26 protein-coding genes are annotated in these 23720 nt (G+C 61.2%); 12 read left to right on the top strand and 14 right to left on the bottom strand.

The window, feature by feature from the left end; genetic code table 11:
* Positions 1-51: 51 nt before the first annotated feature.
* Positions 52-924 (bottom strand): MBL fold metallo-hydrolase, encoded by an 873-nt coding sequence (locus AC6JA3_RS05590; protein WP_051421556.1) that lies wholly within the window; start codon positions 922-924, stop codon positions 52-54.
* Positions 925-1080: 156 nt separating this feature from the next.
* Here AC6JA3_RS05590 and AC6JA3_RS05585 point away from each other — a divergent pair, with 156 nt between their 5' ends.
* Complete coding sequence (locus AC6JA3_RS05585; protein WP_347782835.1) at positions 1081-2115, top strand: type IV toxin-antitoxin system AbiEi family antitoxin; 1035 nt, start codon at positions 1081-1083, stop codon at positions 2113-2115.
* Positions 2060-2914 carry a hypothetical protein gene (locus tag AC6JA3_RS05580; protein ID WP_091549789.1) on the top strand — a complete coding sequence of 285 codons (855 nt, stop codon included), beginning with the start codon at positions 2060-2062 and terminating at the stop codon, positions 2912-2914. Before AC6JA3_RS05585 ends, AC6JA3_RS05580 begins: the two co-directional genes overlap by 56 nt.
* Positions 2915-2956: 42 nt before the next feature.
* On the opposite strand, the gene AC6JA3_RS05575 is transcribed toward AC6JA3_RS05580, so the two are convergent.
* The 6 genes from AC6JA3_RS05575 to AC6JA3_RS05550 all read right to left on the bottom strand — a co-directional run bounded on the left by AC6JA3_RS05575 (position 2957) and on the right by AC6JA3_RS05550 (position 8714).
* Entirely contained in the window at positions 2957-5164 is a 2208-nt protein-coding gene (locus AC6JA3_RS05575) for a S8 family serine peptidase (RefSeq protein WP_497919976.1), read from the bottom strand.
* Positions 5165-5328: 164 nt separating this feature from the next.
* Positions 5329-5541 carry a hypothetical protein gene (locus AC6JA3_RS05570; protein ID WP_497919975.1) on the bottom strand — a complete coding sequence of 71 codons (213 nt, stop codon included), beginning with the start codon at positions 5539-5541 and terminating at the stop codon, positions 5329-5331.
* Positions 5531-7159 (bottom strand): TROVE domain-containing protein, encoded by a 1629-nt coding sequence (locus AC6JA3_RS05565; RefSeq protein ID WP_497919973.1) that lies wholly within the window; start codon positions 7157-7159, stop codon positions 5531-5533. Before AC6JA3_RS05565 ends, AC6JA3_RS05570 begins: the two co-directional genes overlap by 11 nt.
* 363 nt (positions 7160-7522) lie before the next feature.
* Positions 7523-7735: a DUF4177 domain-containing protein gene (locus tag AC6JA3_RS05560; protein WP_011775776.1), complete on the bottom strand. Its 213-nt coding sequence runs from the start codon at positions 7733-7735 to the stop codon at positions 7523-7525.
* Between the two features lie 108 nt (positions 7736-7843).
* Positions 7844-8209, bottom strand: a complete 366-nt coding sequence (locus tag AC6JA3_RS05555) for a cupin domain-containing protein (protein WP_497919972.1) — start codon at positions 8207-8209, stop codon at positions 7844-7846.
* A gap of 46 nt (positions 8210-8255) precedes the next feature.
* Complete coding sequence (locus tag AC6JA3_RS05550) at positions 8256-8714, bottom strand: DUF2000 family protein (RefSeq protein WP_223943546.1); 459 nt, start codon at positions 8712-8714, stop codon at positions 8256-8258.
* 49 nt (positions 8715-8763) lie between these two features.
* Here AC6JA3_RS05550 and AC6JA3_RS05545 point away from each other — a divergent pair, with 49 nt between their 5' ends.
* Positions 8764-9540 (top strand): AraC family transcriptional regulator, encoded by a 777-nt coding sequence (locus AC6JA3_RS05545; protein WP_223943547.1) that lies wholly within the window; start codon positions 8764-8766, stop codon positions 9538-9540.
* A gap of 35 nt (positions 9541-9575) precedes the next feature.
* Here the strand turns inward: AC6JA3_RS05545 and AC6JA3_RS05540 are convergent, their stop codons facing one another.
* Entirely contained in the window at positions 9576-9944 is a 369-nt protein-coding gene (locus AC6JA3_RS05540) for a VOC family protein (RefSeq protein ID WP_026546419.1), read from the bottom strand.
* Positions 9945-10007: 63 nt separating this feature from the next.
* On the opposite strand from AC6JA3_RS05540, the gene AC6JA3_RS05535 reads away from it, so the two are divergent.
* The 5 genes from AC6JA3_RS05535 to AC6JA3_RS05515 all read left to right on the top strand — a co-directional run bounded on the left by AC6JA3_RS05535 (position 10008) and on the right by AC6JA3_RS05515 (position 13221).
* A complete protein-coding gene (locus tag AC6JA3_RS05535; protein ID WP_497919971.1) occupies positions 10008-10475 on the top strand; it encodes a MarR family winged helix-turn-helix transcriptional regulator in 468 nt (155 codons plus the stop codon).
* Complete coding sequence (locus AC6JA3_RS05530; protein WP_497919970.1) at positions 10462-10995, top strand: hypothetical protein; 534 nt, start codon at positions 10462-10464, stop codon at positions 10993-10995. Before AC6JA3_RS05535 ends, AC6JA3_RS05530 begins: the two co-directional genes overlap by 14 nt.
* Positions 10996-11092: 97 nt before the next feature.
* Positions 11093-11776: a hypothetical protein gene (locus AC6JA3_RS05525; protein ID WP_497919969.1), complete on the top strand. Its 684-nt coding sequence runs from the start codon at positions 11093-11095 to the stop codon at positions 11774-11776.
* 17 nt (positions 11777-11793) lie between these two features.
* The gene (locus tag AC6JA3_RS05520; protein ID WP_497919968.1) at positions 11794-12312 is read left to right on the top strand and encodes a hypothetical protein; all 519 of its coding nucleotides are present in this window, start codon (positions 11794-11796) and stop codon (positions 12310-12312) included.
* A 105-nt stretch (positions 12313-12417) separates the two neighbouring features.
* Positions 12418-13221 (top strand): MerR family transcriptional regulator, encoded by an 804-nt coding sequence (locus AC6JA3_RS05515; RefSeq protein ID WP_026546424.1) that lies wholly within the window; start codon positions 12418-12420, stop codon positions 13219-13221.
* Positions 13222-13262: 41 nt separating this feature from the next.
* On the opposite strand, the gene AC6JA3_RS05510 is transcribed toward AC6JA3_RS05515, so the two are convergent.
* The 6 genes from AC6JA3_RS05510 to pdhA all read right to left on the bottom strand — a co-directional run bounded on the left by AC6JA3_RS05510 (position 13263) and on the right by pdhA (position 18656).
* The gene (locus AC6JA3_RS05510; protein ID WP_497919967.1) at positions 13263-13565 is read right to left on the bottom strand and encodes a winged helix-turn-helix transcriptional regulator; all 303 of its coding nucleotides are present in this window, start codon (positions 13563-13565) and stop codon (positions 13263-13265) included.
* A complete protein-coding gene (locus AC6JA3_RS05505) occupies positions 13562-13966 on the bottom strand; it encodes a VOC family protein (RefSeq protein WP_497919965.1) in 405 nt (134 codons plus the stop codon). The genes AC6JA3_RS05510 and AC6JA3_RS05505 overlap by 4 nt, the downstream gene beginning before the upstream one ends.
* 112 nt (positions 13967-14078) lie before the next feature.
* Positions 14079-14462, bottom strand: a complete 384-nt coding sequence (locus AC6JA3_RS05500; protein WP_497919964.1) for a DUF4259 domain-containing protein — start codon at positions 14460-14462, stop codon at positions 14079-14081.
* 422 nt (positions 14463-14884) lie between these two features.
* Positions 14885-16375: a dihydrolipoamide acetyltransferase family protein gene (locus tag AC6JA3_RS05495; protein WP_497919963.1), complete on the bottom strand. Its 1491-nt coding sequence runs from the start codon at positions 16373-16375 to the stop codon at positions 14885-14887.
* Positions 16376-16377: 2 nt separating this feature from the next.
* The gene (locus AC6JA3_RS05490) at positions 16378-17466 is read right to left on the bottom strand and encodes an alpha-ketoacid dehydrogenase subunit beta (RefSeq protein WP_497919962.1); all 1089 of its coding nucleotides are present in this window, start codon (positions 17464-17466) and stop codon (positions 16378-16380) included.
* On the bottom strand, positions 17463-18656 hold the full coding sequence (gene pdhA, locus AC6JA3_RS05485) for a pyruvate dehydrogenase (acetyl-transferring) E1 component subunit alpha (RefSeq protein ID WP_497919961.1): 1194 nt from the start codon (positions 18654-18656) through the stop codon (positions 17463-17465). Before pdhA ends, AC6JA3_RS05490 begins: the two co-directional genes overlap by 4 nt.
* 171 nt (positions 18657-18827) lie before the next feature.
* On the opposite strand from pdhA, the gene AC6JA3_RS05480 reads away from it, so the two are divergent.
* The 4 genes from AC6JA3_RS05480 to wecB all read left to right on the top strand — a co-directional run bounded on the left by AC6JA3_RS05480 (position 18828) and on the right by wecB (position 23582).
* On the top strand, positions 18828-19292 hold the full coding sequence (locus AC6JA3_RS05480; protein ID WP_026541212.1) for an Lrp/AsnC family transcriptional regulator: 465 nt from the start codon (positions 18828-18830) through the stop codon (positions 19290-19292).
* 60 nt (positions 19293-19352) lie between these two features.
* Positions 19353-19925, top strand: a complete 573-nt coding sequence (locus tag AC6JA3_RS05475; RefSeq protein ID WP_497919960.1) for a YdcF family protein — start codon at positions 19353-19355, stop codon at positions 19923-19925.
* Between the two features lie 294 nt (positions 19926-20219).
* Positions 20220-21797: a hypothetical protein gene (locus AC6JA3_RS05470; protein WP_091549773.1), complete on the top strand. Its 1578-nt coding sequence runs from the start codon at positions 20220-20222 to the stop codon at positions 21795-21797.
* 642 nt (positions 21798-22439) lie between these two features.
* The gene (wecB, locus tag AC6JA3_RS05465) at positions 22440-23582 is read left to right on the top strand and encodes a non-hydrolyzing UDP-N-acetylglucosamine 2-epimerase (RefSeq protein ID WP_091549772.1); all 1143 of its coding nucleotides are present in this window, start codon (positions 22440-22442) and stop codon (positions 23580-23582) included.
* Positions 23583-23720 lie beyond the last annotated feature (138 nt).

Here is a 23720-nt window from a genome sequence, read left to right as displayed (position 1 = left end):
AATAGTCCATGGTCGGGAGTAAACAAGATGACAAATTTGTCAGGAACCTTGCTACGAAGGATATGAACCCGTTTTGCCTGGTCCAAAGTCGGGGGCAGCCAGCGATGCCCGCCCCTGGGCGTTGGTTTCCTGAAGCCGCTTGATGAACCATCGCGACTGTTCAGGACCATAGGGCAGGACTGGGATGGCTTTGGTTGCGTCCGATGGCATGTCCCGAATGGACTGAGTGGCTTGGCGGACAGCCGTGCTCATGGTGTCTGCCATGGTCTTCACGAACTCGTCACTGGCGGGCTTGCCATGACCCGGGACCAGGAACTCGTAGCGGTGGCGGAGGGCCGAGATGTGGCGCAAGGCGTCTGCCCACTCTTCAGGGTATGAGTCCTCGAACGACGGATGCGCCCCCTGCTCCACCAAGTCGCCCACGTAAAGAGTGGTGCTGGTACCGACCAGGAGGTCACCGTCGGTGTGCGCCCGACCCAGGTAAAAGAGCGTGGCGGTGATCCCACCGAGGTCGACAAGCACGGGCTGGTCGTGGACCAGGGCGTTGGGAACAACGACGTCGACGGCGTCACCCTCCCCCGCGGCCATCTCAGGTTCGTTGGTGGCTACGAAACGCCGCTGGTTGTCGGCGTCTTTCTCGATAGTCGCCGCACAGTTGGCGTGTGCCCAAAACTCGGTGACGCCGTCGTCCGCGAAAACGGCGTTGCCGAAGAAGTGGTCGTAATGGGCGTGGGTGTTCACAACCACCAGCGGCAGCTGCGTCTTTTCGCGGACTGCGGCGAGAATCTCCCTGCCTTGGCGAGGGCCGCAGCCGGTGTCAATGACCATGGCAAGTTCAGAGCCCACCACGAGGCCGGTGTTCAGTAAAGACCCCTCGGTTTCCAGGACGTAGTTGTTGGGACCGAGTTCTAGCCAAGCTGACAATTGATTCTCCGTTTACAGTGCAATCCGGCGATGTTCAGGCCTCTACTCTACCCACGGAAAGCTGGGAGGGAGCGGAACATAGGACGGAATCGCAGGCAGGTACCTGTTCAAAATTTCTCACTGTTCAATGCCATTGAACGAGTTAGAATATTGAACATGGATACAGGCTCGATGTTCCACTCCTTCCAAGAGGTGCTCCGCCAAAGAGGGTGGCGGGTTGATCTGGGTCCGCCGAAGACCAGCGCAGATCTTCCAACCTATCTGCTGTTCTTTTCGCTCGATGGACTCGCTTTCACCCAAACCTGTATCGAAATCGCTCAATACCCCCTGCCGATCAGCCTCATCACGAAGGTTGCTCGCGATGCAGACGCCGACTTCGTACTGGCCCCCAAAATCGGGCCGACCACGAGTTCGGAACTTCGCAGACTCTCCATCAACCACGCCGATCTCACTGGACGGCTGAGTCTTCGTTCTCCCGGCGTAGTACTTGAAGTTGAAGGCCTCCCGGGGGGCAACTCGGATGGGGTGTCCAAAGCCTGGCTTCGAGAGCACAATAAGGGCCGCAGCATTGACCTCACCTCAACGAAAACTGCCCAGCTGGTCTTTTGCATACTTAATTGGCCCAAGCTTCTTGCTGCACCGTCCAGGCTCATTGCTGATGTCGCCGGGGTCTCCCTCGGACTCGTCCCGCGCACCCTCCGCCACCTTGAAGAAATCGAGATGGTGCATGGCCGCCGCTGGATGGGTTCGGGACGGTCAATCATCGCCCACGCTTGGCTGGCTGCCTATCGCAATAGACTCGGTCCGTCGCTGCACATAGCCACAATGGAAACACCGCTTCTTGAGGTTTTGGAGGCCAACACGACTCTCGGAGGGGGATTCGCAGTTCCATGGCTCATCAGGCCGCGCATAGGAGCCGCCTACGTTGCTGAGCTCAGTGACGATTTGGTTCGAGCTTCCAGACTTAGGAAGAGCGAATCGCCAAACGTCGAGGTACGCAAAAAATTCTGGAGAAGCCCGCCAGCCGAATTCCTCGAAGGGCCACATAGAGCCGGCGAACAAAACACGGCGCCGCCCCTCCTTGTGTACGCCGATCTAAGCTCATCACTCGATCAACGTGAACAGGAGGCAGCCCGTGTTTACCTCCAAGAGGAACCTGAACTTCAGTGGCTACGCGGCGGCTCACTTTGATCCGTTGGGCTTGGTTTTAGAGTCCATAATCCAACAAACAGACGTAACCACGGACGACTTCATGGTGGTAGGGGCGGAGGCGCGGAACCTGCTTCATAGAAGCTTCGGGAAGGACCCTGTCAAGCTCAGTACCACGAGCGACATTGACGTCGCACTGACCATGCAGTCGTGGGCTGGCATCGAAAATCTAAGTACCACTTACGAGCTTCTGGACAGTAGCAAGTCAGCGATCCGATTCCGCGTCGAGAACGTCCCCGTAGACGTCATTCCCTTCGGAGTACTGGAGCAACCCAGCGGAGTCGTCCAGACTCCGAAGGGCGACCAGGAAATTAACGTCTTGGGTTACAGAACGGCGTTCAAGGCCTCCGAATGGTTCATTCTTCCAAAAGTGGGCGCTGTGCGTGTCGTGGACCCATCCTTCTATGTCGTCCTGAAACTGGAGGCTTTGGCCGACCGCTCCAAGTGGTACAAGACGAAGGATGCGGAGGACATTGGAACAGCACTCACCTGGTTGGTTCCGACGGCGACCGATGAAACCCACATCTACGACCACGAATTCGATCTACTCGCTGCTTACGGTCATGACATGTCGAAGACTCTGACTGAACTGTTCGGGAGGCATCTGGCATCTGTTCTTGAATTCCAAGAACACGCCAGGCTCATGGACAAGGTCCATGGTCTCGACGTTGACCGGTTTGTCAACGACCTTCACCGCGGACTGTTCCCGGAAATGCTAATCGACAGGCGTTCCGAAGCCGTCGACCGATTCTCGGCGCTGACGAAGGGCCTGGGCTATTAGCGAAATACCTCCGTCGGCGCCAATGGCGCCGACGGAGGTATTTCAGAGGATTGCCGTCATGATGTTCCATCCGGATCCCACCTGAGTGGCATAGATCCAGCCGCCGGATCCGTTGCCACCGTAGAGAACCAGGTCACCGTTGCTGGCGCGGCCCAGAAGGTCCACGGTGCCGTCCCCGTTGAAGTCGCCGGGAGATTCGATGGCGGTCATGATGTTCCATCCCTGGCCGATCTGGCCTCCCGCGAGCCAACCACCGGAGCCATTGCCGGGGTAAAGCAGAAGCGCTCCGGAGCCATTGCGCGCAATAACGTCTGCCTTGCCGTCTCCGTTGAAGTCACCCACACCTTCAATGGCCGTCATGACGTTCCAGCCCTGGCCGATCTGGCGGGCAGGAAGCCAACCACCCGAGCCATTGCCCGGGTATAGCCACAGGATGCCGGCGGAGTCGCGGGCAATAACATCGGCCTTGTAGTCCCCATTGAAATCACCGGGAGCTTCAATGGCCGTCATGACGTTCCAGCCGGATCCGATTTGTCGGGCAGGGAGCCAACCGCCGGATCCGTTGCCCGGGTAAAGCCACAACCGGCCGCTGGAATCGCGGGCCAGGACATCGGCGTTGCTGTCGCCGTCAAAGTCACCGGGAGACTCGATAGCGGTCATTGAATTCCAGCCCGAACCGATCTGACGGGCGCCGAGCCAGCCGAGGTACCCGTTGCCCGAGTACAGCCACAACCGGCCGCTGGAGTCGCGGGCCAGGACGTCGCTGCGGGAGTCGCCGTCGAAATCGGTGATTTTCCTCCTGTTGACCGGGGCGCCGCCGCCGTACGTGGCGAGCGCTTTATTCGCATCAACAAGGCCGGCACCGCAGCCGGCAGGGCATCCCGCCGGAAGTGGCCGTGAGGTGGCTTTGAGTTGCTGCTCTACCTGGGCGGGTGTGAGGCTGCTGCCCTCGGCCGAGATCAGCAACGCCGCCAGCCCGGCAACCTGGGGAGCCGCCATGGAGGTTCCCTGCATCCAGGCGTAGGCAGATCCGGCGCTGGTGGTTTTTCCGAAGTTGAAGGTAGACAGGATTCCGTTTTCGGCAGCCTGGCTCATGTCGCCGCCAGGGGCCGTGACGTCCACTGCACTACCGTAGTTTGAGTACTGGGCGCGGGCACCGGAGGCGTTGCTGGCGGCCACGGTGATGACGTTTTCGCAGTTGGCCGGGCTTGCATCGGCAGCGGGACGGTTGGAGTTTCCTGCCGAAACCACAACGGCAGCGCCAGCATTGCGCGCAAAATTAATGGCGTTTTGGTACGTAGCAGAGCAGGGCTTGATACCGCCGAGGCTCAGGTTAATGACACGGGCTGGGTTGGGGTTGGCCGGCGCTCCGGTAACAACTCCGCCCGCGGCCCAAATGATGGCATCCGCGATGTCGGAGGTGTAGCCGCCGCAGTAGCTCAGCGCCCTGACGGGAAGGATCTTCGCATTCGGTGCAACACCGGTGACGCCTTGACCGTTGTTGGCAACAGCGGCGATGATCCCGGCCACATGGGTGCCATGCCAGGACGAGTTCTGAGCCGGACTTCCAACCTCGCACACGCCGGCAGGCTCCCAGTCACCCTGATCGGTGGGGTCCGGGTCACGGCCATCGCCGTCCCGTGCGTCTTCGGCGTAGGAGATCATGTCATAGCCGGGCAGGACGTTCGCATCCAGATCCTCGTGCCGGGTGATCCCACTGTCCACCACGGCAACAACAACGTTCTCGCCCTTGACGTAATCCCAAGCCCCCGCGGCATTGATGCTGTTCGGACCCTTCAGGTTCCACTGCTCGGGGAACCCGGGGTCACTCGCATCAGCGGTGGGATGCATGATGTCATCGGGCTCCGCGTAGGAAATCGATGGATCCGTGCGCAAAGTTTTGACGAATTGGGCAGATTCGGCGGCCGAAAGCGGCTTGTCCAGTTTGATGACATGCCCGCCAGTGGCGTTCAGGCGGGAGGTCTCCGCCACAGCGCCAAGGGCGGTGGCGGCTTTGCCGGCAACATCGCGCACTGCTTTGTCGGCGGACTGGGCTGTTGCATCCTTCATTCCCACAATGAACTGATCCGTGGGAGATTCGGGGGCGGGCTTCAGCACCTGGGGCCCTGCCGGAACAATGTCCACGGTGTCTGCTGCGGCCGGCTGGACCGCCAAGCCACCACCGATCAGAAGAGTAGTGAGCGCCAGACCTGCAGCTCTCAGGGACCGGATTCGGGTGTCATTTACCATCGGGGCATCCTTGGGACATCGCAACAAACCCTGAGCGGCTGATTGCGGGCAACTGGAGACCACCAGTTGACCCCCAAGGAATTGTAAGCTGACTCCCGGCTTTAAGTGGTAAGAATCGCAGTTTGTGACTGTGCCGGCGAAGCGAGGCCCATCAAGCCGAGGCTTCAGACACGGCCCTTGACGATGGCGGCGATCAGTTCTTTGCTGCAGCCGACGGCCGCAGCCAAGGCTGCGTAGGACCAGCGGACCGGGTCTTCCTGGCGGGCGCGGCGAATAAATGCATCCCGCTGCTGCCGATGCCTTTCCGCGAGCGCAAGGGCATCGGCAGCGCGGCGGTGATGCTCGCGGGCCTGTTGAATGCTTGAGTCAGATGACACGGGCCGAAAAGTCGCTCAACAATGTGGGCAACGACGCGTCGAAGCCGGCAATGTCCAGCATGCCCGGATCGGAAGGATCGGCGATGCTGAAGTCAGTGGACGTCAATCCGACCACGGCCAGCCGGGCATCAATCCCGGACCATTCCCGGTACCTGCGCAGAGCCTCATGTGGATGAATGTGTCCTGCCCACGTCTCGTTGTCCGTATAGATGACGAACGTGTCCACCTTGACCTTGTTGGCCATGGCCCACACCATCGGGAGGGCACAGTCGGTACCGCCGAACGGCAGCCCTGAGATCGTGTTGAGAACGTCATCCAGCCTCTGCCGGGACGAAATTGGCAGCGGCGAGATCCCATCCAGTGGCACATTGCGCTGGAACAGACCTTTTTTCGCATTGCTCGAGTTGGACGTAAAGCCGAGAGTGGTGGTCTTCGGCTCCGTTGCTGCTGTCACCAAAGCCATCGCCGCCGAGACTTCCCGGGCTGTAATTGGCAAACCCGAGACGGGCATGGTCATTGAGCCTGATACGTCCAAGGCGAGCAACGTCCGCTTGTTGGCAGGCGTTACGGTGGCAAAGGAAGCATAGAAGGCAGCGTCAAGGGCATCAACTACCTGTCCCACCGGTTCCCACGAGGACTTTCCGCGTGCAGACGAGCCAGAAGCGTAGGTACGGGCAGCCACCAGCACATTGACTGGATGGACCCGGGCGTTACGCAGCCTGGTGCTGTCCGTAAGCTGGCCGGTGACGGCGTCGAGCGTTTCGGACATCGGCGCCAGGAGGCCGAGGCGCGTCAGCCGAGGTAGCTGCCGCATCAGTGCCGTCTGCGGGATGCCGTTATTCAGAAGCTTGGTCCACACAGCCGGTTCCCTCAGGGCAGCGTTTGGCAGCATTTCCCATGACAACTGCTGGTAGTCCTCCAGAAGGGCGACCCATTCGGTGGGCGTCGAGGCGGCCTGAGCCTTCTCGAACCCCTCAATGATCTGCGGGCCATCAGTGCCGCGGCCGCAGATCCAGTCGAAGAGCTGCTTCCGGTCCGCTTCTGCTGTAGAGGGGTGCGCCAGGCGTAGAAGGTCCCTATGCGTCCAGCCGCCGCGCTGCCTGTACTTCACAGCCTGGTAGGCAACCTCGTCCACTGGCTTGGCGACGTACCAGTCAGCAACTGCGCGGCGCAGGCCGCGTCCCCAGCCCCTGAACTGCTCCACATATCCGGCGAAGAGGAACAAATGGGTTCCGGTACGGGCCACCTTGGACAGAGCCGCCAACGCGAGCTGCCGGCCATCCGGATCGCCCAGAGCCGTGGCAGCTGCCAGGCAGAAGAGTGCCGGATTGTTCCGCGGTGCGCGTCCGGCCGTGGAGATCGAGACAACCTCGTCCACAAGTTCGGCGGTCCTTTCGCGAGCCCATCCGAGAACGACGTCGGCGTTTTCCACCGTCAGGGCGTGCTCGGAACCGTAGTATGTGCCGCCGTCGGTGCCAAGTACCAGGAAGCGACGCAGGCGCTCCAAGGGCGCAACTGTGAAGGCATGACCGCCGGCGCTGTTGGGAACCTGGCGTGAATCAGAGGGCTGCGACTGGGGCGTAGCCCGTAGGTTAATTGCGCTTAGTGCATCGGCCACAGTAATCCTCCCATTAGTGAAAGTGGCGGCGGGCATGTTTGTGAGTCCCGGGATGCCCAGCGCTCTACCCATCTGAGCTACCGGAGCGAACTCCGGGCGGGATTCGAACCCGCGACCTTTGGGTCCTATAACAGAGGTAACCGAGTCTCTCCGGCCCGCCGCCACTTTCAGTTTCGCGCGAGTAGACGTGTTGGTAACCGCCGGATCTCTTACCGCCCCGACAAGTCAAGGCGGCAAGGGCAGGGATCGAACCTGCAAACCAGTTAACCGACAATTTCCGGCCCACTCACTTACAGGAGTGTAATGCATTACACCCCTGCGCGGAAGGGGCAAAGCGAGGTAAATCGGAACGGTCGGAAGGCCCTACCCAATGCGTTCGAACACCATGGTCGCCTGAATGCGGTCGCCCCCGCCGATCACGCCCTTACTCCCGCTGCTGGCAGTGGTGATGGTGTGCAACCGGTAGCCCTTGGCGGCCTGATCGTTGATGGCCTTTTCCAAAGAGGGAAGATTGCCGGAACCGGCGCCCCACATTTTCTCTTTCAGGATCACTTGGAGAACGACGTATTGCTGCATTTGCACCACTTCCTTCTTTGCTGGCCAGCCAACTCATTAGTGGCCGGTTGCGTGTTGCTGGATGGTTGCGTGCAAGGCTACTCGACGCCGGTGGGGAACCTTGGGCTTTCACCCCAGTTCGCGCAGCTTTGCCGTCATTTCACCACCAACATCACCGGTGTTGACAGTGCCCTTGGGCTCGAACAGCAATGCCTGGACTTCGTTTTCAGTCTTGGGGCAGTGCTCAATTCCTTTGGGAACCACATAGACATCATTCGGCCCGAGCTGCACGTCGCCGTCACGGAGCTGAATGGTGAGATTGCCGCTGATGACCATGAACAGTTCATCTGTATCCGGATGGGTGTGCCAGACAAATTCTCCCTGGATCTTCACCACTTTTACGTCGTAGTCGTTGATGCTGGTCAGCCTGTGCGGCTGCCAGTGCTCCGAGATCGAATCAAGGGCGGTATTGATGTTGCGAACCAGATTGGTCATGTTAGTCAGCTCTTTCTTGGGGGGTCTCATTACGGGCGCCGGGTTTTTACGCATGCATTCGGGCACCTTTAACGATCCGGTCAACAACATTCTTGGGCCCACGAATGGCGATCCCCACCAGATCCAGATCCCGGGCAGCGACGGCAGCCACGGCTGCGCGGTTGGCCTCATCGTGACCCGTGGAAAATAGGTCACGCGTGTACAGGGCGACAGGAATCTCACGGGAAATCGCCCGCTCCCGGGCTGCGGCCAGAAGTTCTGATCCAGCTGCGAGAACCAGGACCGGCTGACGAAGCATGGGTAGGTAGCTGTTGCCGTCCCGGTCCTGGTAGGGCTCCCCTGTCAGGCCAGGGGCACTGGTGGCAATGGCACTCATAAGGAATGCCGTCACGTTGAGCTCTTGCCATGGCAGAAGGTCCTCGCTGAGGACCACCACTACCTTTGTGTCGAAACGAACGGTCGCGGAAGAAGGCGAATCGATGACTGCGGTTGAGTTTTCGTGCATGAACCCAGCATGGCGGCCGACGGAAAGGGTGGTCTTGTACATTTCTTGCATGGGCAACTCAGTACACGCATGGCATCCGGCAGTGCCGTACGTGCGTGAGGTGCTGCATGCCACGTTCGAGGACCACAGCTACCCGTCGCATACCCATGAGGACTGGACGGTGCTCCTGATCGATAAAGGCGCGGTGGCTTACGATCTTGGCCGCACCGAGCATCACGCAGTTCCCGCCTCAATTACCCTGCTGCCGCCGCATGTCCCACACGACGGACGCTCCGCCGTCGGGGGTGAATCATTCCGCAAGCGGGTACTGTACATGAGTGAGGACTGGCTCCCCGCCAAAGCAGCAGAGGCCGCGGTGGCACAACCGCTGATGGTTGACCCGCAGACAGTGGCAGCCGTGACCGGCATCCACGCCGCACTGTCCTTGCCGACAGATGCAATGGAAGCCGAATGCGGCGTCCTCGCCCTTCGGGACACCGTGCGTTCGCACTTGGGAACGCCGTCGTCGCCCGCGCGCGACGCTCCCCTGGCCCGCAAGCTGCGGGAGATGCTGGATGACCGGCTGCTCGACTCATTCACCATTGCAGAGGCCGCTCAATTACTGGGCGCCCATCCCAGCCACCTGGTGCGCGCGTTCTCCAAGGCGTACGGCATCGCCCCCTACCGCTACGTCACGGGTCGCCGCGTGGACCGGGCCAGACGCCTGCTGCTGGATGGCCGCCCGGCAGCAGAAGCAGCGGTTGAGGCGGGCTTCCACGATCAATCCCACCTCACCAGGCACTTCCGGCGTGTTCTCGGGACGACTCCGGGAGCATTCACCGCCTGATCGCCGGCCCTGTTCCGCCGGCCCTGCGAGAGGCGCTAGGACCGGTCGTGAAGCGTCACGTGGTAGCCGTCAGGATCGGCGAAGGTGAAGGTGCGGCCAAATGGACCATCGATTGGCGCCGTGACTATGGTGTGCCCATCGACGAGCAAAGCATCATGGATGGCTTGGACATCAGTGGCGTGCAGCCAGATTGAGGCACCAACACCCGGCTGGTCAACCGACGTCAGGTCCGTCCCGGGGGCGATGGTGCGGAGGGCGAAAGCGATCGGCTTTGTGTCAAACACGACGGCGTGGGGCGGGCCTGCCTGCGAGCGGACAAGGCCGAGGTACTGCTCGTAGAACGCTTGGGAAGCGTCGAGGTCGCGCGTCTGGAGGGAAATGAAGTCGGGGCCTGTAACGGGCATGTGATACTCCTATGGTTTCCGTGTCAGTTACCTGACACACCAAAGCTATGTCAGAATACTGACATGAGTCAACGCGGGATCGACCTCACCACTTCGCTGGGGTATCTGCTGAAAGAAGCATCGAGTGCCTTGCGTGCCTCCATGGAAGCGGCCCTGAGGCCACTCGGGATGACGATCACCCACTACTCCTGCCTGGAACTTCTTTCACAACGCCCGGGCCTGTCGAACTCTGAACTGGCCCGGGGCGCGTTCGTCACCCGCCAGTCCATGAACGTGCTGCTCCAGGCGTTGGAACGCGACGGCGACGTAACCCGCCCTGAAGAGGCACGCGTAGGCAAAGTGCTTCCCACTCAACTGACACCGCTGGGCCGTCAGAAACTGGAAAAAGCGAGCGCCGCGGTCCGGGCCGTCGAGAACAGGATGCTCGGTGGTATGACCCACGACGAACAAGCCGCCGCTTTCCAGGCACTGCAAAGCATGATCCAGTCCCTGCGTGACGAGACCCAGGATGAAAAACATGAGCATCAGTAGGACCATCCGGCTCGGCGTCGCTGCCATGGCAATCGTGGCGCTGCTCAGTGGCTGCACCACCGGGAACCAGGCCACAGACACCCAACCCACCGCCGCGCCGACCTCCGCGGGCACGGACGCTCCGCGCTCAGTGTCCAGCGCGGAGGCAGCAGTAGCCCAGATCCCGGGCGCCCAATTTGACGCTGCCCGCGCTTGGGACGGCACCACCGCCTATGTCATTGCAACGCTCTCCGTGACACCCGCCTTCACCGGAGACCCCACGGCTCTTATTGACTACTCGCTGGCGCAGCTCGCTTCCCAGAACGAGCTGGACCGCGGACGCTTGGTGCGCTTCACCTTCGAAGGACCTGGACAGAGCACCGGGGCGACCAAGGCGTTGTTGGCGACGCTGAACATCGACGCGGCAGAGTACGGCGGCGGGTCCTCCTTGGAGCTTGCCAACCAGGACTTGGATGACCGATACGGCACCTGGCCCGCAGCGGTTCCCAGCCTCCCGGCGTCGCTCATTTCGCATCGCTGAACCCAACGCATGGATTGCTGTGCCCATCGCAGCCTCCCCTCCTCACGTCTAGGGTGGATATGCCCCGGGAAAAACCCGGGACAATTTGGGGGATTTAATGCGCAGTACAGATTCACGACGTCGGCACCACCGGTTGCTTTCAGGCACCGCTGTGGTGGTGCTCGCCGCAGTTACGGCCGGCGGGCTTGCCGGGTGCAGGGTTGTGAAGCGGCCGGCGCCGCCCTACCCCGAAGTCCAGTGGCAGGGCGCTGCGCCCAGCGGACCCCTTGAAGCCGACCCTTGGGTACAGGCCACGAGGAAGTTTCTCGAGGCTGAGGCCGTGGCCCGAAACATCAACGATTTCTCAATCCCCGAACTGGTCAAGACGGCCAGTAAGGATGTACGAAGCCGCGCCGCCCGGCCGGCATTCGAGGACGTCAAGCAAAGACGACGCCCGGACATTCTTCCCGGACCAACACCGTTCTTGCCCCTATCGGCGACACCGGACTTCCGAGGCAATCCTGACCGGGCGGCGGTAAGGGGTTGCCGGGCATCTGAATGGTCATCGGAGAAGGGCGACGTGCCCGCCGAGTTGAAAGGCTTCGGCGTGGAGTACCGTATGGAGCGCCTGACCGATGGCACCCTGCGCGTTGAGTCCATTGCGGGGATCGCCGACTCGGAATGCTCGGGGGTCAGCCTTCCCATGGCCTTGTTTGTACCGGCGCCGGAGCCCTCTGACGTCACTGACGCGAAGGACATTGTTATCGCTGAACGCACCGACCTCGATCCTGCAGGCAAGTGAGGGTAAGACGCCCACGCATGGGCATTGCCGTCCTGTTGCTGTGCTCTGCACTGTTGGCTGGCTGCACAGTGCCCGGCGACAATTCCGAGCCTCGTCGCAGCACCGCCGAGGCCGAAGCCGAGATTGCCAAAACACCCGGGGTAACGGCGCGTATCGGCAGGGCCTACGACGGATTTACCCCGTACCTTTCGGTGAATGTGGAGCTCTCCGAGGCTTTCGCCGGTGATGAGGCAGCGCTCCTGGACCAGGCCTTGGCCCAGGTATGGTCCCAGGACGAGGATGCCCCGGAGAAATACGTCACGTTGGGCGTGCACGGGGCGGGTCACACGGCCGCAACAACTGCGGCCGCCCTTGAACGCCTGGGGGTCGGCTCCATCGAGTACGCCGGCTCAGCAGTCAGCTTGATGGGTGCGGATCTGGAGGCCCGATACGGCGAGTGGCCGGGTTCCGTACCGAGCGCTTCGGCTGTGCCGAGCCCTTCGGCTGTGCCGACGGTGGGCCAGGAGCTGGTTCAGGGGACTCCGCGGGCAGGGTAGGGCAGTTGCAGGATCCCGTAATTCCTGGGGATGCAAACCGGCAAGACCTTTGCGATTCGGGTGACCCTTGACTCTGACACTGTGGAAGGCGGGAGAACTGGGAACATGTTATCCATCGGAGCTTTCGCGCAAATCGGGCAGGTGACCCACAGGATGCTGCGGCACTGGGACACCGCCGGTCTGCTGGTGCCAGCCCACGTTGACGAGTTCAGCGGCTACCGATCATATGATCCCTCCCAACTTGAGCGTCTGCATCGAATTGTTGCCCTGCGCCAGCTTGGCTTCGGCCTCAACGACATTTCGTCGATTCTTGACCAGGGCGTCGAGGCCGATCGCATCGCAGCGTTGTTGCGGATTCGCCGCGCAGAGGTTGAGCAGGAGTACAGGATCGCTGCCGGCCGACTCGTGGACGTGCAAAGGCGGCTCCATTTCATCGAGAAAGAGAATCACATGTCCCAGATCGAAATCATTGAAAAGCCCCTGCCCGCTGTCCGCCTCGCGGCCCGCCGCGCTGTCGTGGCGGACCAACCAGAGGTGGCAAATGTAGTGGGTCCGGCCTTTGACGCCGTTTCCCGGATCATCGGCGACGAGCGTGGAACCCTGGAGACGCCAGTGGCGTCGTATGAGACGGTCGAGGAGGGCCTGCAAATCATCGCCGGCTACGCCTACAAGGGACCCTCGCGCGACGGCATCGAAATTATCGACCTGCCTGCTGTTGAAAACGCCGTCTGCGGCGTCCACCTTGGCTCCATGGAGCACATTGCAGAAAGCTGGCAAGCGCTCCACGCTGAGGTCTTCGCTCGAGGGCTTGTCCACTCAGGTCCCTGCCGCGAAGTATACGTTCGAGCGATTTCAGAGGATCAGTCCGACTGGGTGACCGAGTTGCAGCAGCCTGTTCGGAGGGACTAAGCATCCTTCCTGTTACGGTCTCTTAGGATTCCGGTGCACTCCTAGGTTTCCGGTGCGCTCCCGGGCTTTTCCTCGCCAACCCAGCGTTCCAGCGCGATGATCGCCTCGCGCAGGGCGTAACCCCTATCGGTCAGCGCGTACGCCCGGGTGTTGTGCCGGAGGGGCAGTCGGGACAGCACTCCGGCGGCCTCCAGCTCGCGGAGTCGGGTCGCGAGCATGTTGGTAGGCACTGCGAGGTCGCGCTGCAGATCGCCGTAACGCTGTGGTCCGTCAAGCAGCCGCTCAACGATGAGCAGAGCCCACCGCGCACCGACAATGTCGAGGGCGGCGGCGAGTTTGCTCACGCGGTCTGATCGGAGTCCGGCTTCATCCAAAACGGCGAGTAGTGGTAGCCGTCGGGGTCATCGAACTGGCGTTGGTACATGAAGGGATAGTCGTCGGTGTCACCGATCCGGCCGCCGGCTGCGCTGGCGCGTTTGATGAGTTCGTCCACCGCTTCCCGGCTGTCGAGGTCGAAGGAGACAGTGACCTTGGAGGGGGTGTCGGGTCCGCCGACCAGCTCCTCGGCGCCGCCGACGCTTGCGTACATCTCCCGGCTGCCGAGCATGAGGTACTGCTCGGACGCGATCTCAAAGCATGACACGTTGTGATCGGACATTTTGGTGTTCAGGGTCCAGCCAAGGGCTGTGTAAAACGCGGTTGCGCGGTCGACGCTGTCAACGGGGCAAGTTATAAAGAGGCTCATGCGGTCATACTTGCAAAATGCAAGTGCCCCGTCAAGACCCTGGGAAAGCGAACACGGCGCGGCAAATGAACTCTCCGCAGAGACCGTTGCCGGGCCGTGAACCGGACAACCATCACTGCAGCACGGTTTGGATCCTTTTCAGGTTTGCAAGCCATGTCACATAGTCTTCGTCGTCCTCACCGAGTTCCGCCCACACGTCGTGCCCATCAGCCTCGGGGTCCTCAATGATGTCCTGAATGGCATTCGCAGCGCGCACATTCAGCGCCGAGGGCGGAGTCGGCCTGCCGGCAGCCCACTCGGCCACGTCAGGATGGACCTCTATGTCGTCATTGCCGCTCAGGAGGGCCAAGACGGCGCCGGCGGCAATGATGCTCTCCGTGGTACCACCCTCAAGTGTTTCCTGAATGAAGGGAAACACGTCCGGCGCTTCCTTGAGATCACCAAACCAATCGAGGGCATCGTCATTGCCGAAACTTCCCGTGGACCAAGCACCCATGCCAAACTCCTCTCGTCGTGAGTCCATCATGACCGAAAATGTCCTCCGATCGGATCCCCGTCGATGTCTCACCTAGATCACTTCACCGCCGGACGTTTGAACGCCTCAGGCCCGCCCAGCGGGCAACCCAGAATGGGAGGCCCGCCTCTGGGGAGGGAGGGGAAAATGCTCGGGGGATCTGAGAGACCGTCACACCCGGACCCGGGGGATGTGAGAGACCGTCACACCCGGACCCGGGGGATGTGAAAGACCGTCACACCCAACCCCGGGGGACCTGATGGAGCGTTTCGCCCAAACCCGGGGGGACCTGAGAGACCGTCACGCCCGGACCCGGGGGATGTGAAAGACCGTCACGCCCGGACCCGGGGGATGTGAAAGAGCGTCACGCTTAAACCCGGGGGATGTGAGAGAGGGCGCCTGGGTTACATGTCCGCGAGCGCGCCACCGGGGTTCTCGATTGCGTCAGCCACGTACCGGAGGAAGCCGGCCGCGGTTTCGCCGTCGCATACGCGGTGGTCGAAGGCGAGAGTCAGTTCGGTGACCTTGCGGACGGCCAGTTCGCCGTTGACCACCCAGGGCTTGTCGATGATTCGGCCTACGCCCAGCATCGCAACCTCGGGGTAGTTGATGATCGCGGCCGAGCCGTCCACACCGAACACACCATAGTTGTTCAGGGTGAAGGTGCCTGAGCCCAGTTCAGTCGGGGTCGCCTTTCCTTCACGGGCGACGGCGGTGAGCCGGCGGATCTCCGCGTCCAGTTCGCGGGCGCTCAAGCCATGGGCGTTCCGAACGGACGGGACCACGAGTCCGCGGTCGGTCTGGGCTGCGAAGCCGAGGTTGATACCGTCGAAACCGACGATCTCCTGCGAGCCGTCCGAAGCGGTCTCAAAGCGCGTGTTCAAGGCCGGGTATTTTTTTAACCCAGCCGTGACAAAACGAGCGATAAAGGCCAGCAGACCGGGGGTGTCGTGCGGTGCACGCTTCTTGAGCTCGGCCCGCATCTCCAGCAAGGCGGTCGCATCCACATCCACCCAAACGGTGGCTTCGGGGATCTCTGAGCGACTGCGGGTCATGTTCGCGGCAACAGCCTTCCGGACCCCACGAACAGGCGTCCGCGCCGAGACAGCCAAACCAGTCCGGCTATCAACGGCACCCGCATCAGCAGCAACGGGAGCGGCAGCAGGCACACGAGGAGCAGCCGGAGCCGAGTCAGGAGCAGCAACAGGGGCAGTAATCGCAGCCTCCACGTCCCTGCGCATGATCAGCCCACTGGAACCCGAACCCTCAATCGCGTCGAGGGAGACACCGTGATCCCGGGCCATCTTGCGCACGAGCGGCGATATGACTGCACTGAGCTTGCCAGGAATACGCGTTCCCGCCACGGAAGGCTCCATCACCGGCTCAGCCACTGCCACAGGAGCAGAAACCGAAGAATCAACGACAGAAACACTCGCCTTCCGCGGTCGGGTCCGTCCACCGGTCACTCCCCCGGGCGTCCCGTACCCAATGAGCACGTTGCCCGAGCCGGCCTTCTCCTCGGTCCGGTACGTCTCCGCAGCGGCTTCCACCGCAGACGAAACGTCAAGACCCGACGACACCGGCGAAGGATCCACAGACCCAGCCGGAGCAGCAACCGGAGCGGCAGCGGGCGAACCAGCAGAAGAACCCACGCGAGCGATCGAGATCAGCGGCTTGCCGACGTCGAGCGTTTGACCGGCCTCACCGTGCAGCTCGGCAACGGTGCCGGCGTATGGCGAGGGCACCTCAACCATGGACTTGGCGGTTTCAACCTCGGCGATTGGCTGGTCAACCACAATCTCGTCACCCACGGCAACCAGCCAGTTCACCAGTTCGGCCTCGGTGAGTCCTTCGCCGAGGTCGGGCAGTTTGAAGACCTGCATATCTGAGCTCATGGTCAGTCCTCCCATTGAAGATCGTCAACGGCGTCGAGGATGCGGTCGACGCTTGGCAAGTAGTAGTGCTCCAGCTTGGGAGACGGGAACGGGACGTCGAAGCCGGTCACGCGCAATATAGGCGCGGCGAGGTAGTGGAACGCGCGTTCCTGGACGCGGGCCACGATCTCGGATGACACGGACGCGAATCCGTGGGCTTCGGCGATCACGACGGCGCGTCCCGTCTTGCGTACGGACGCGCACACGGTTTCGTCGTCGAAGGGGACGAGGGTGCGGACGTCGATGACTTCCAAGGACCGGCCCTCTTCGGCAGCGGCAGCCGCAGCGGCGAGCGCGGTGGGAACGGACGGGCCGTAGGCGATGAGTGTGGCGTCCGTGCCGGGACGGGCAACAGCTGCGCGGCCCTCGGTGGAGGCGCCGGCGTCGTGCTCTGCTCGGAGGGCACCCAAGTCCACTTGGTCCTTGGACCAGTAGAGCTTCTTGGGTTCCATGAACATGACGGGGTCATCCGAGTCGATTGCTTCGCGGAGCATGCGGTAGCCGTCGGCCACGGTGGCCGGGGTGTAGACCTTCAGGCCGGCGGTGTGGGCGTAGTAGGACTCGGAGGAGTCGCAGTGGTGCTCCACTCCCCCGATGCCGCCGGCGTAGGGAACACGGATGACCATGGGCATTTTGAGCTTGCCCTTGGTGCGGTTGTGCATTTTGGCTACGTGGCTGACGATCTGCTCGAAAGCCGGATAGGCGAAGGCGTCGAACTGCATTTCGATGACGGGCCGCATGCCGTTGATGGCCATGCCCACTGCCATGCCGACGATGCCGGATTCTGCGAGAGGGGTGTCGAAGCAGCGTTCTTCACCGAATTCGGCCATGAGGCCATCGGTGATGCGGAAGACGCCGCCGAGCATTCCCACGTCTTCGCCAAAGACCAGGACGGAGGAGTCAGCGCGCATGGCATCGGCCATGGCGGTGTTCAGTGCCTTGGCCATGGTGAGGCTCTGCGGGCCGGTGGCTTCTGCAGTGGCCGCGGCGGAAGCGGCGGCGCTGGCGGTGGCTGCGCTGACGTTGGCGGTGGCGGTGGTGGTGACGGTCATTTTGCGCTCTCCTCTCGTGCGAGTTCGCTGGCGAGCAGCTCGGACTGTTCTTTCAGCTGCGGGGTTTGCTTGGCAAAGACGTATTTGAAGAGGTCCAACGGCTGGACCGGGACTTCCTCGCCCAGGCCCTCGCGGAGCTGGGTGGCTACGGCTTCTGCATGCTCGGCGATCCGGTTGCCGGCCTGCTCGTCGAGGAGTCCCTTGTCCGTAAGGTACGACTTCATGCGCGTCAGCGGATCCTTGGCCTGCCATTCGGCAACTTCGCTGTCCGGGCGGTAGCGGGTGGCGTCGTCGGCGTTGGTGTGTGCCTGCATGCGGTAGGTGTGGGCTTCGATCAGCAGCGGGCCGGAACCGTCGCGGGCCAGCTTCACGGCGCGGTCCATCACGGCGAGCAGCGCGACGAGGTCGTTGCCGTCAACGCGCTCACCGGCCATGCCGTAGCCAACAGCCTTGTGGGCCAGCGATGGCGCCACGGACTGGTGGCTGAGCGGTACGGAGATCGCGTACTTGTTGTTCTGCACGAAGAAGATCACGGGCAAGTGGAAGACGGCGGCGAAGTTCAATGCCTCGTGGAAGTCGCCTTCGCTGGTGGCGCCGTCGCCGCACATGGCCATCACCACTGTGTTTTCACCCCTCAGCTTGGCAGCGTGGGCTACGCCCACGGCGTGCAGCAACTGGGTGGTCAGCGGGGTGCACTGGATTCCTACGTTGTGTTCTTTGGGGTCGTATCCACCGTGCCAGTCGCCGCGGAAGATGGTCATCACCTCAACGGGGTCCACCCCGCGGGTCATGACGGCGACGGCGTCGCGGTACGTCGGGAACAGCCAGTCGCCTTCGCTAAGGCACATTGCCGCCGCAACCTGGCAGGCTTCCTGGCCGTGGCTGGAGGGGTAAACGGCCATGCGGCCCTGCCGGACCAGGGCAGAGTTCTGGTCGTTGACACGGCGTCCGACGACGATCTGCTCGTAGGCGGCCATCAATTCGGCGTCGCTTGGCGTTGGGTATTCGTGGCCGGGTTCGGTGCCTTGCTCGTCATGGGAGCGGAGGGTGCCGTCCGGATTCACCATCTGAATCTGGTGCCGGGCGGGAAGCATGTAGTCCTCAACGCTGATGCCGAATTTTGTCCGAACGTCAGCAGCTTGGTCCTCTACAGCCGTTTCCGGCGCAGAGTGGTCTGCGTGGATCGTCATTGGTCCGTCCTTCTCTAGCCACTATGTGCTTCCAGTATGTTCCTTGGCCCTCTTTCGTATCCAGCTTCAGCCAAAATCATGGAAGCACTTGCGGTGACTGGGTATTCTGGAAGACGAATTGTAATTGTGAGCTGGGTTACGCGCCTGTGCTGTAGACGAATTGGAGAGCCAATGAGCGAGGCCGAGGCAGAGCAGACTGCCGTACCGCTGGACAGCGTGGACCGGGACATCATCCGGGAACTGACCACCGATGGGCGCATGTCCGTTACCCAGGTTGCCGAAAACGTCCATATCAGCCGCGCGCACGCCTACACCAGGATCGCGCGGCTCACTGGCGAAGGGGTGCTCACGAAGTTCACGGCTCTGGTGGATCCCATCAAGGCCGGCCTGCGGTCCTCCGCGTATGTGACGTTGAAGGTTCAGCAGCACTCGTGGCGCGAGCTCAAGGAACAGCTGCGTGCCATACCCGAGGTCCACCACATCGCCCTGGTAGGAGGAGACTTCGACGTCATCCTTTTGGTCCGGGCGACTGACAACATCCACCTCCGGCGTGTGATCTTCGACCAATTACAGTCCATGGACGGAGTGCAGGACACCCAGACTTTCCTTGTCTTTGAGGACGTTGATACCCGCTAGGCGCCCTTGGCCGTTCCTGACTGGGAGGGAGCACCCATTTACGAACCTTAGACTGTCCCCGTGCCCCTCAAAACTGCCTCCGCCACCCGTGTCATTGGCATTGTCGTGGGGGCGTGCTTTCTGGCAGCGCTGCTCTGGCTGATCGCTGCCTTCCAGTTCTTCTACAACCCACCGCAGGCAACGCCTCACCGAACGGACGCGATCGTTGTGCTGGGCGGCATGAGCAAGGAACGGCTCCCCGTGGCCCAGAAGCTGCAACAGAAACTCGATATACCCGTCCTGGTTGTCTCAACCACAGGTTTGGCCGGCAATGTGGAGGGCGACGCGCTGTGCGATGAGGAGTCGGGCGATTCCGACCTGGTGTGCTTCCGTCCTTCGCCGCTCAACACCAGGGGTGAGGCTGAAGCGCTGCGGACATTGATTGCAGACCACGGATGGAAGTCCGTGACCGTGGTGACGTCTGAGTACCACGTGATGCGCGCCGGCACACTGATTGAACAATGCACGTCCGCCGAGGTGCAGATGGTTGGGTCCCAGCCAGATCTATCGGCGGGCGCCTGGCTGGACCGTTTTGTGGTGGAAACGGGCGGGCTGATCGACACGTGGGTGCGACCGGAGTGCTCACAAGGGTAATTCCTGGTCCGCCTACTGGCCGGGGACTAACCGCCGGGCGGATGTGACAAGGGCCGTAAGACCGCATGCAAAGCGGCCGTTTTGTTTGTCAAACGGCATCAAGTGTCTTGCAAAGTTTTTGGGGGCTTGAAGGTTTTGGTCAAGCTATTGAGTTTCCGGGATACAACAAACATCCTTTTGCCATAGGTCCAAGGTCTCACCCTACGAGCCCAAGGATCCTCCGTGGCCACTTTTAGAGCAGAGCCGACGACAACCTTTCCTCCACGCAGGTCCCGTCACCTTATGGCGAGCCTTATGGCAGCCGTAATTCTGGTGTTCGGCGTCCTTCACGCGTCCCCGGCCCAAGCTGCACCAACTCCCGTTTATCCCATCAGCGGTTACTTCATCTACGGCAGTACGAGCGACGCAAATAACCTCAAGAAGCTCACAGACATAAAATCGGTGGGGGGTGACACAGTTATCACCTTCGGCTCCCTGCTAAAGCCCGCAACGTTGTCTACCATCCCAGCCGGGTGCACAATCTCAGGCGCCAACTGTGCCAAGGCTGCTGCTGCCGGTGTCAGCGTAAACCGCTACTTCACCTACTCAGACAACAGTTCGTGGGGGTCACCTGCCCTGCTGTGTGGGCGCGACAAGACCTTGACCAACGGCACCACCAGATACACGATACTGCTGCTGCCGAGCGAAGGAAGCGGTTGCAGCTCCCCTTCAAATACCTATGACGTGGTCGTAATAACGGGCGGACAGTCTTCAATCTCGATATCACTCGGAAAGATTGCCACAGAGCTGGGCATGAAGTATTACGCCGGCCTGCCCGCGCCGGTCAAGCGAACTGACATTACATACCTACCAGATCTCTCCTACCAGGCAACGTTTTCGCTTTTCACGGCCCGTTTCCTGCTCTATCAAGACAAAGTTAATGACGTCCCCGGTCTGGCAGGTTTTTACCACCATACGGAGATGCCACTCAGCAATGGAGCCGTATGGGATGCCGTCTTGAAGGTATACGAAATCCAGAACTCCAGGATTGCTCAATACCAGCCAACTCGTTCGGCACTGGTCAGCCCATACATTGACTCACGCAGCGCCTTTTCCGGCAAAGTCACGGTTGATCAAGCACGCGAAGCAGTCCGCAACATTGCCGACACCGCCGACGGCGTCGATCTCGCCATCGCTGTCCAAGACGGCATGGGTACCGGCAAGGGTGCAGCATTCTTCGGAAGTGAGTCCGGAAACAGCGTGGACCAGTATGCCGCCGCGATAGTGGGCAGCGGCACGTGGGGTGGCAAGTACTTGGCACCATCACGGGATTACTTTGCGGCCATGGCCGAAGGTGTTGAGGGTACCGGGGTGGAGCTGTGGGCGAATCTGGAAGGAATGGCACCTGCGACTTCGCAGAATCCCTGCGACAACAGCCTGCGCGGTCAGACAACCAAGTCAAGAATGGACAAACAACTCCAGCAGTTGGGCAACACCCCGAGGAAGGTCATTTCCTTCATGTGGGATCCATACTTCACCTGCAGTGGGACGTACGCCCCGATGCTGGAGCGGCTGAAGACAACCAGCAACACTCCCGTGATTACGGACTCCATTTTTTACGGGAACGGCGACGTGCTGGTAACCGGGCACAACCTGAGTGGCGGGACGATACAGGTTAAATGGACGGATGCATATGGGAGGGTGTTCGACAAGACCGTAACCGCTACGAGCTACAACGCCACGTATGGCAAGCAAGTAGGAATCAACCCACTTCTTGAATCTGTGACAGCAAAGCTTGGCAGCACTTCTTTGGGCTCGGGCAAGAACTACTTCATCAACGTGACCAATGGCTCGGGGGTGAAAAACGACGCCCTCTATTCTGATCGGGGTTGATGTTGCCTGGGCGGCCGCCCACCGTTCCGGTGGTGCGGCCGCCCTCGCCTTCAGACTCAAGTTGGGCTCCTAACGGGCGGCATTTTGAGGCGCTGGTCAGATGGTCGGATGTGCCACTGGAGTCCCCGGATGCAAGAATTGACTGTGACCCTGTCTCGTTTCAACGCACCTGAGGAGTGATGAAGTGACGAACTCTGCTTCCCGAGCAGATGCCCTTTCGCCTTCGCCGCGCCACATGCGACGCCGTCGTTTCAGGGGGGACGTTCCGGCCGCGCTCCTTCCCGGGCACCAGCCCAGGGAAGCAACAGCGGCACGTACGCGGCCCGCTGTTGCCAATCAAACAACTCAGGCAACTCAAACCACTCAAGCAGCTCAAGCAGCACCTTCGCCCCGGCCCGCGGTCAAATCATCTGCACGAATTGCACCAAAGTCTCCCCCGACCCCGTTCAAAGACCCCGATCTTCGTCGCAAACGACTCGTAGCCCTCGCAGTTGTGACGCTTGTCTCCCTGGCGATTCCTATTCTGGCTCTGACCTTGATGTTTGGTCGCTAAGCAACAAGTTGCGTCATACGTAATTAAGGACCTCGACGGACGGTGCGATAGCATCGGCTGGTCAGCCACTGCCTTTCTCGGGGGAATCCATGCCCATCGTCATGCCAATTTTCGGTACACGTCCGGAAGCCATCAAAATGGCTCCGATCGTCACCGCCTTTCAAGAGTCTGAAGACTTCGAGTGCGTGGTGACCGTCACTGGTCAGCACCGTGAGATGCTGGACCAGGTCAACGAGTTGTTTGGAATCGTCCCGGACCACGACCTGAACATCCTGCAGCAACGTCAATCGTTGTCCGCCATCATGACCCGCACGATTGACGGCCTGGACAAGCTTTTTGCGGCGAACAAGCCCGACGCAGTCATTGTCCAAGGTGACACGACTACATCCACAGCCGGGGCCATCGCTGCCTTTTATCACGGCATTCCCGTGGTGCACGTGGAGGCTGGACTCCGAAGCGGCGATCTCTTCTCGCCGTTCCCTGAAGAAGCAAACCGCAAAATTACGAGCCAGATTTCCAGCCTGCATCTGGCCCCGACCAGTGTCAGCCGTGCCAACCTGCTGGCTGAAGGCATTTCCGAAAGCGACATCGTCGTCACCGGCAACTCGGTCATTGATGCGCTCCTGACCACAGTTGATAAGCACATCCCGTTCTCCGATCCGCAATTGGAAGAGCTGGCGGCCAGCGGCCGACGAATCCTTCTCGTCACGACCCACCGCCGCGAGAACCAAGGCGATGCCATGCGCGGCGTGGGACGAGCTTTGGCCCGTATTGCAGAAGCAGAGCCGGAACTCGTGATCGTACTGCCTGCCCATAAGAACCCTGTGGTTCGCGAAGCAGTTCTGCCGGCCTTGGAAGGCAAGAAGAACGTCATCGTCACTGAGCCCCTGGCCTACGGCGAATTCACCCGGATGCTCTCCTTGGCGCACATCGTGCTCACAGACTCCGGTGGAGTGCAGGAAGAGGCGCCGAGCCTCGGCAAGCCGGTTCTGGTCATGCGCGACAACACAGAGAGGCCTGAAGCGGTCGACGCCGGAACAGTAACGCTTATCGGCACGGACGAAGAAAAGATCGTCAAGGAAGTCGACCGGCTCCTGAACCAGCAAGATGCATTCGACGCAATGGCAAATGCTGTCAACCCCTACGGTGATGGCAAGGCTGCTGAACGAACAGTTGCTGCTGTGGCCCAACTCCTCGGGAACGGTTCACGCATTCCTGACTTCGTAAGCTGATTAATTGCTGCCCTGGCTGGGAATCCCAGCCAGGGCAGACGCCTATCCCCTAAGGGGGTAGCAACTTTTGCCTCCGGGCGGCTTACATGCAAAGCCCCGCGCTGCATGTGACACCTTCTCCTGGCGGCGCTCACCTAA

This window comes from Arthrobacter sp. TmtSoilC79 (genome assembly GCF_059739405.1).
The sequence above is the reverse complement of the archived record's forward strand: the minus strand, read 5'-3'. Positions and strand labels throughout refer to the sequence as shown.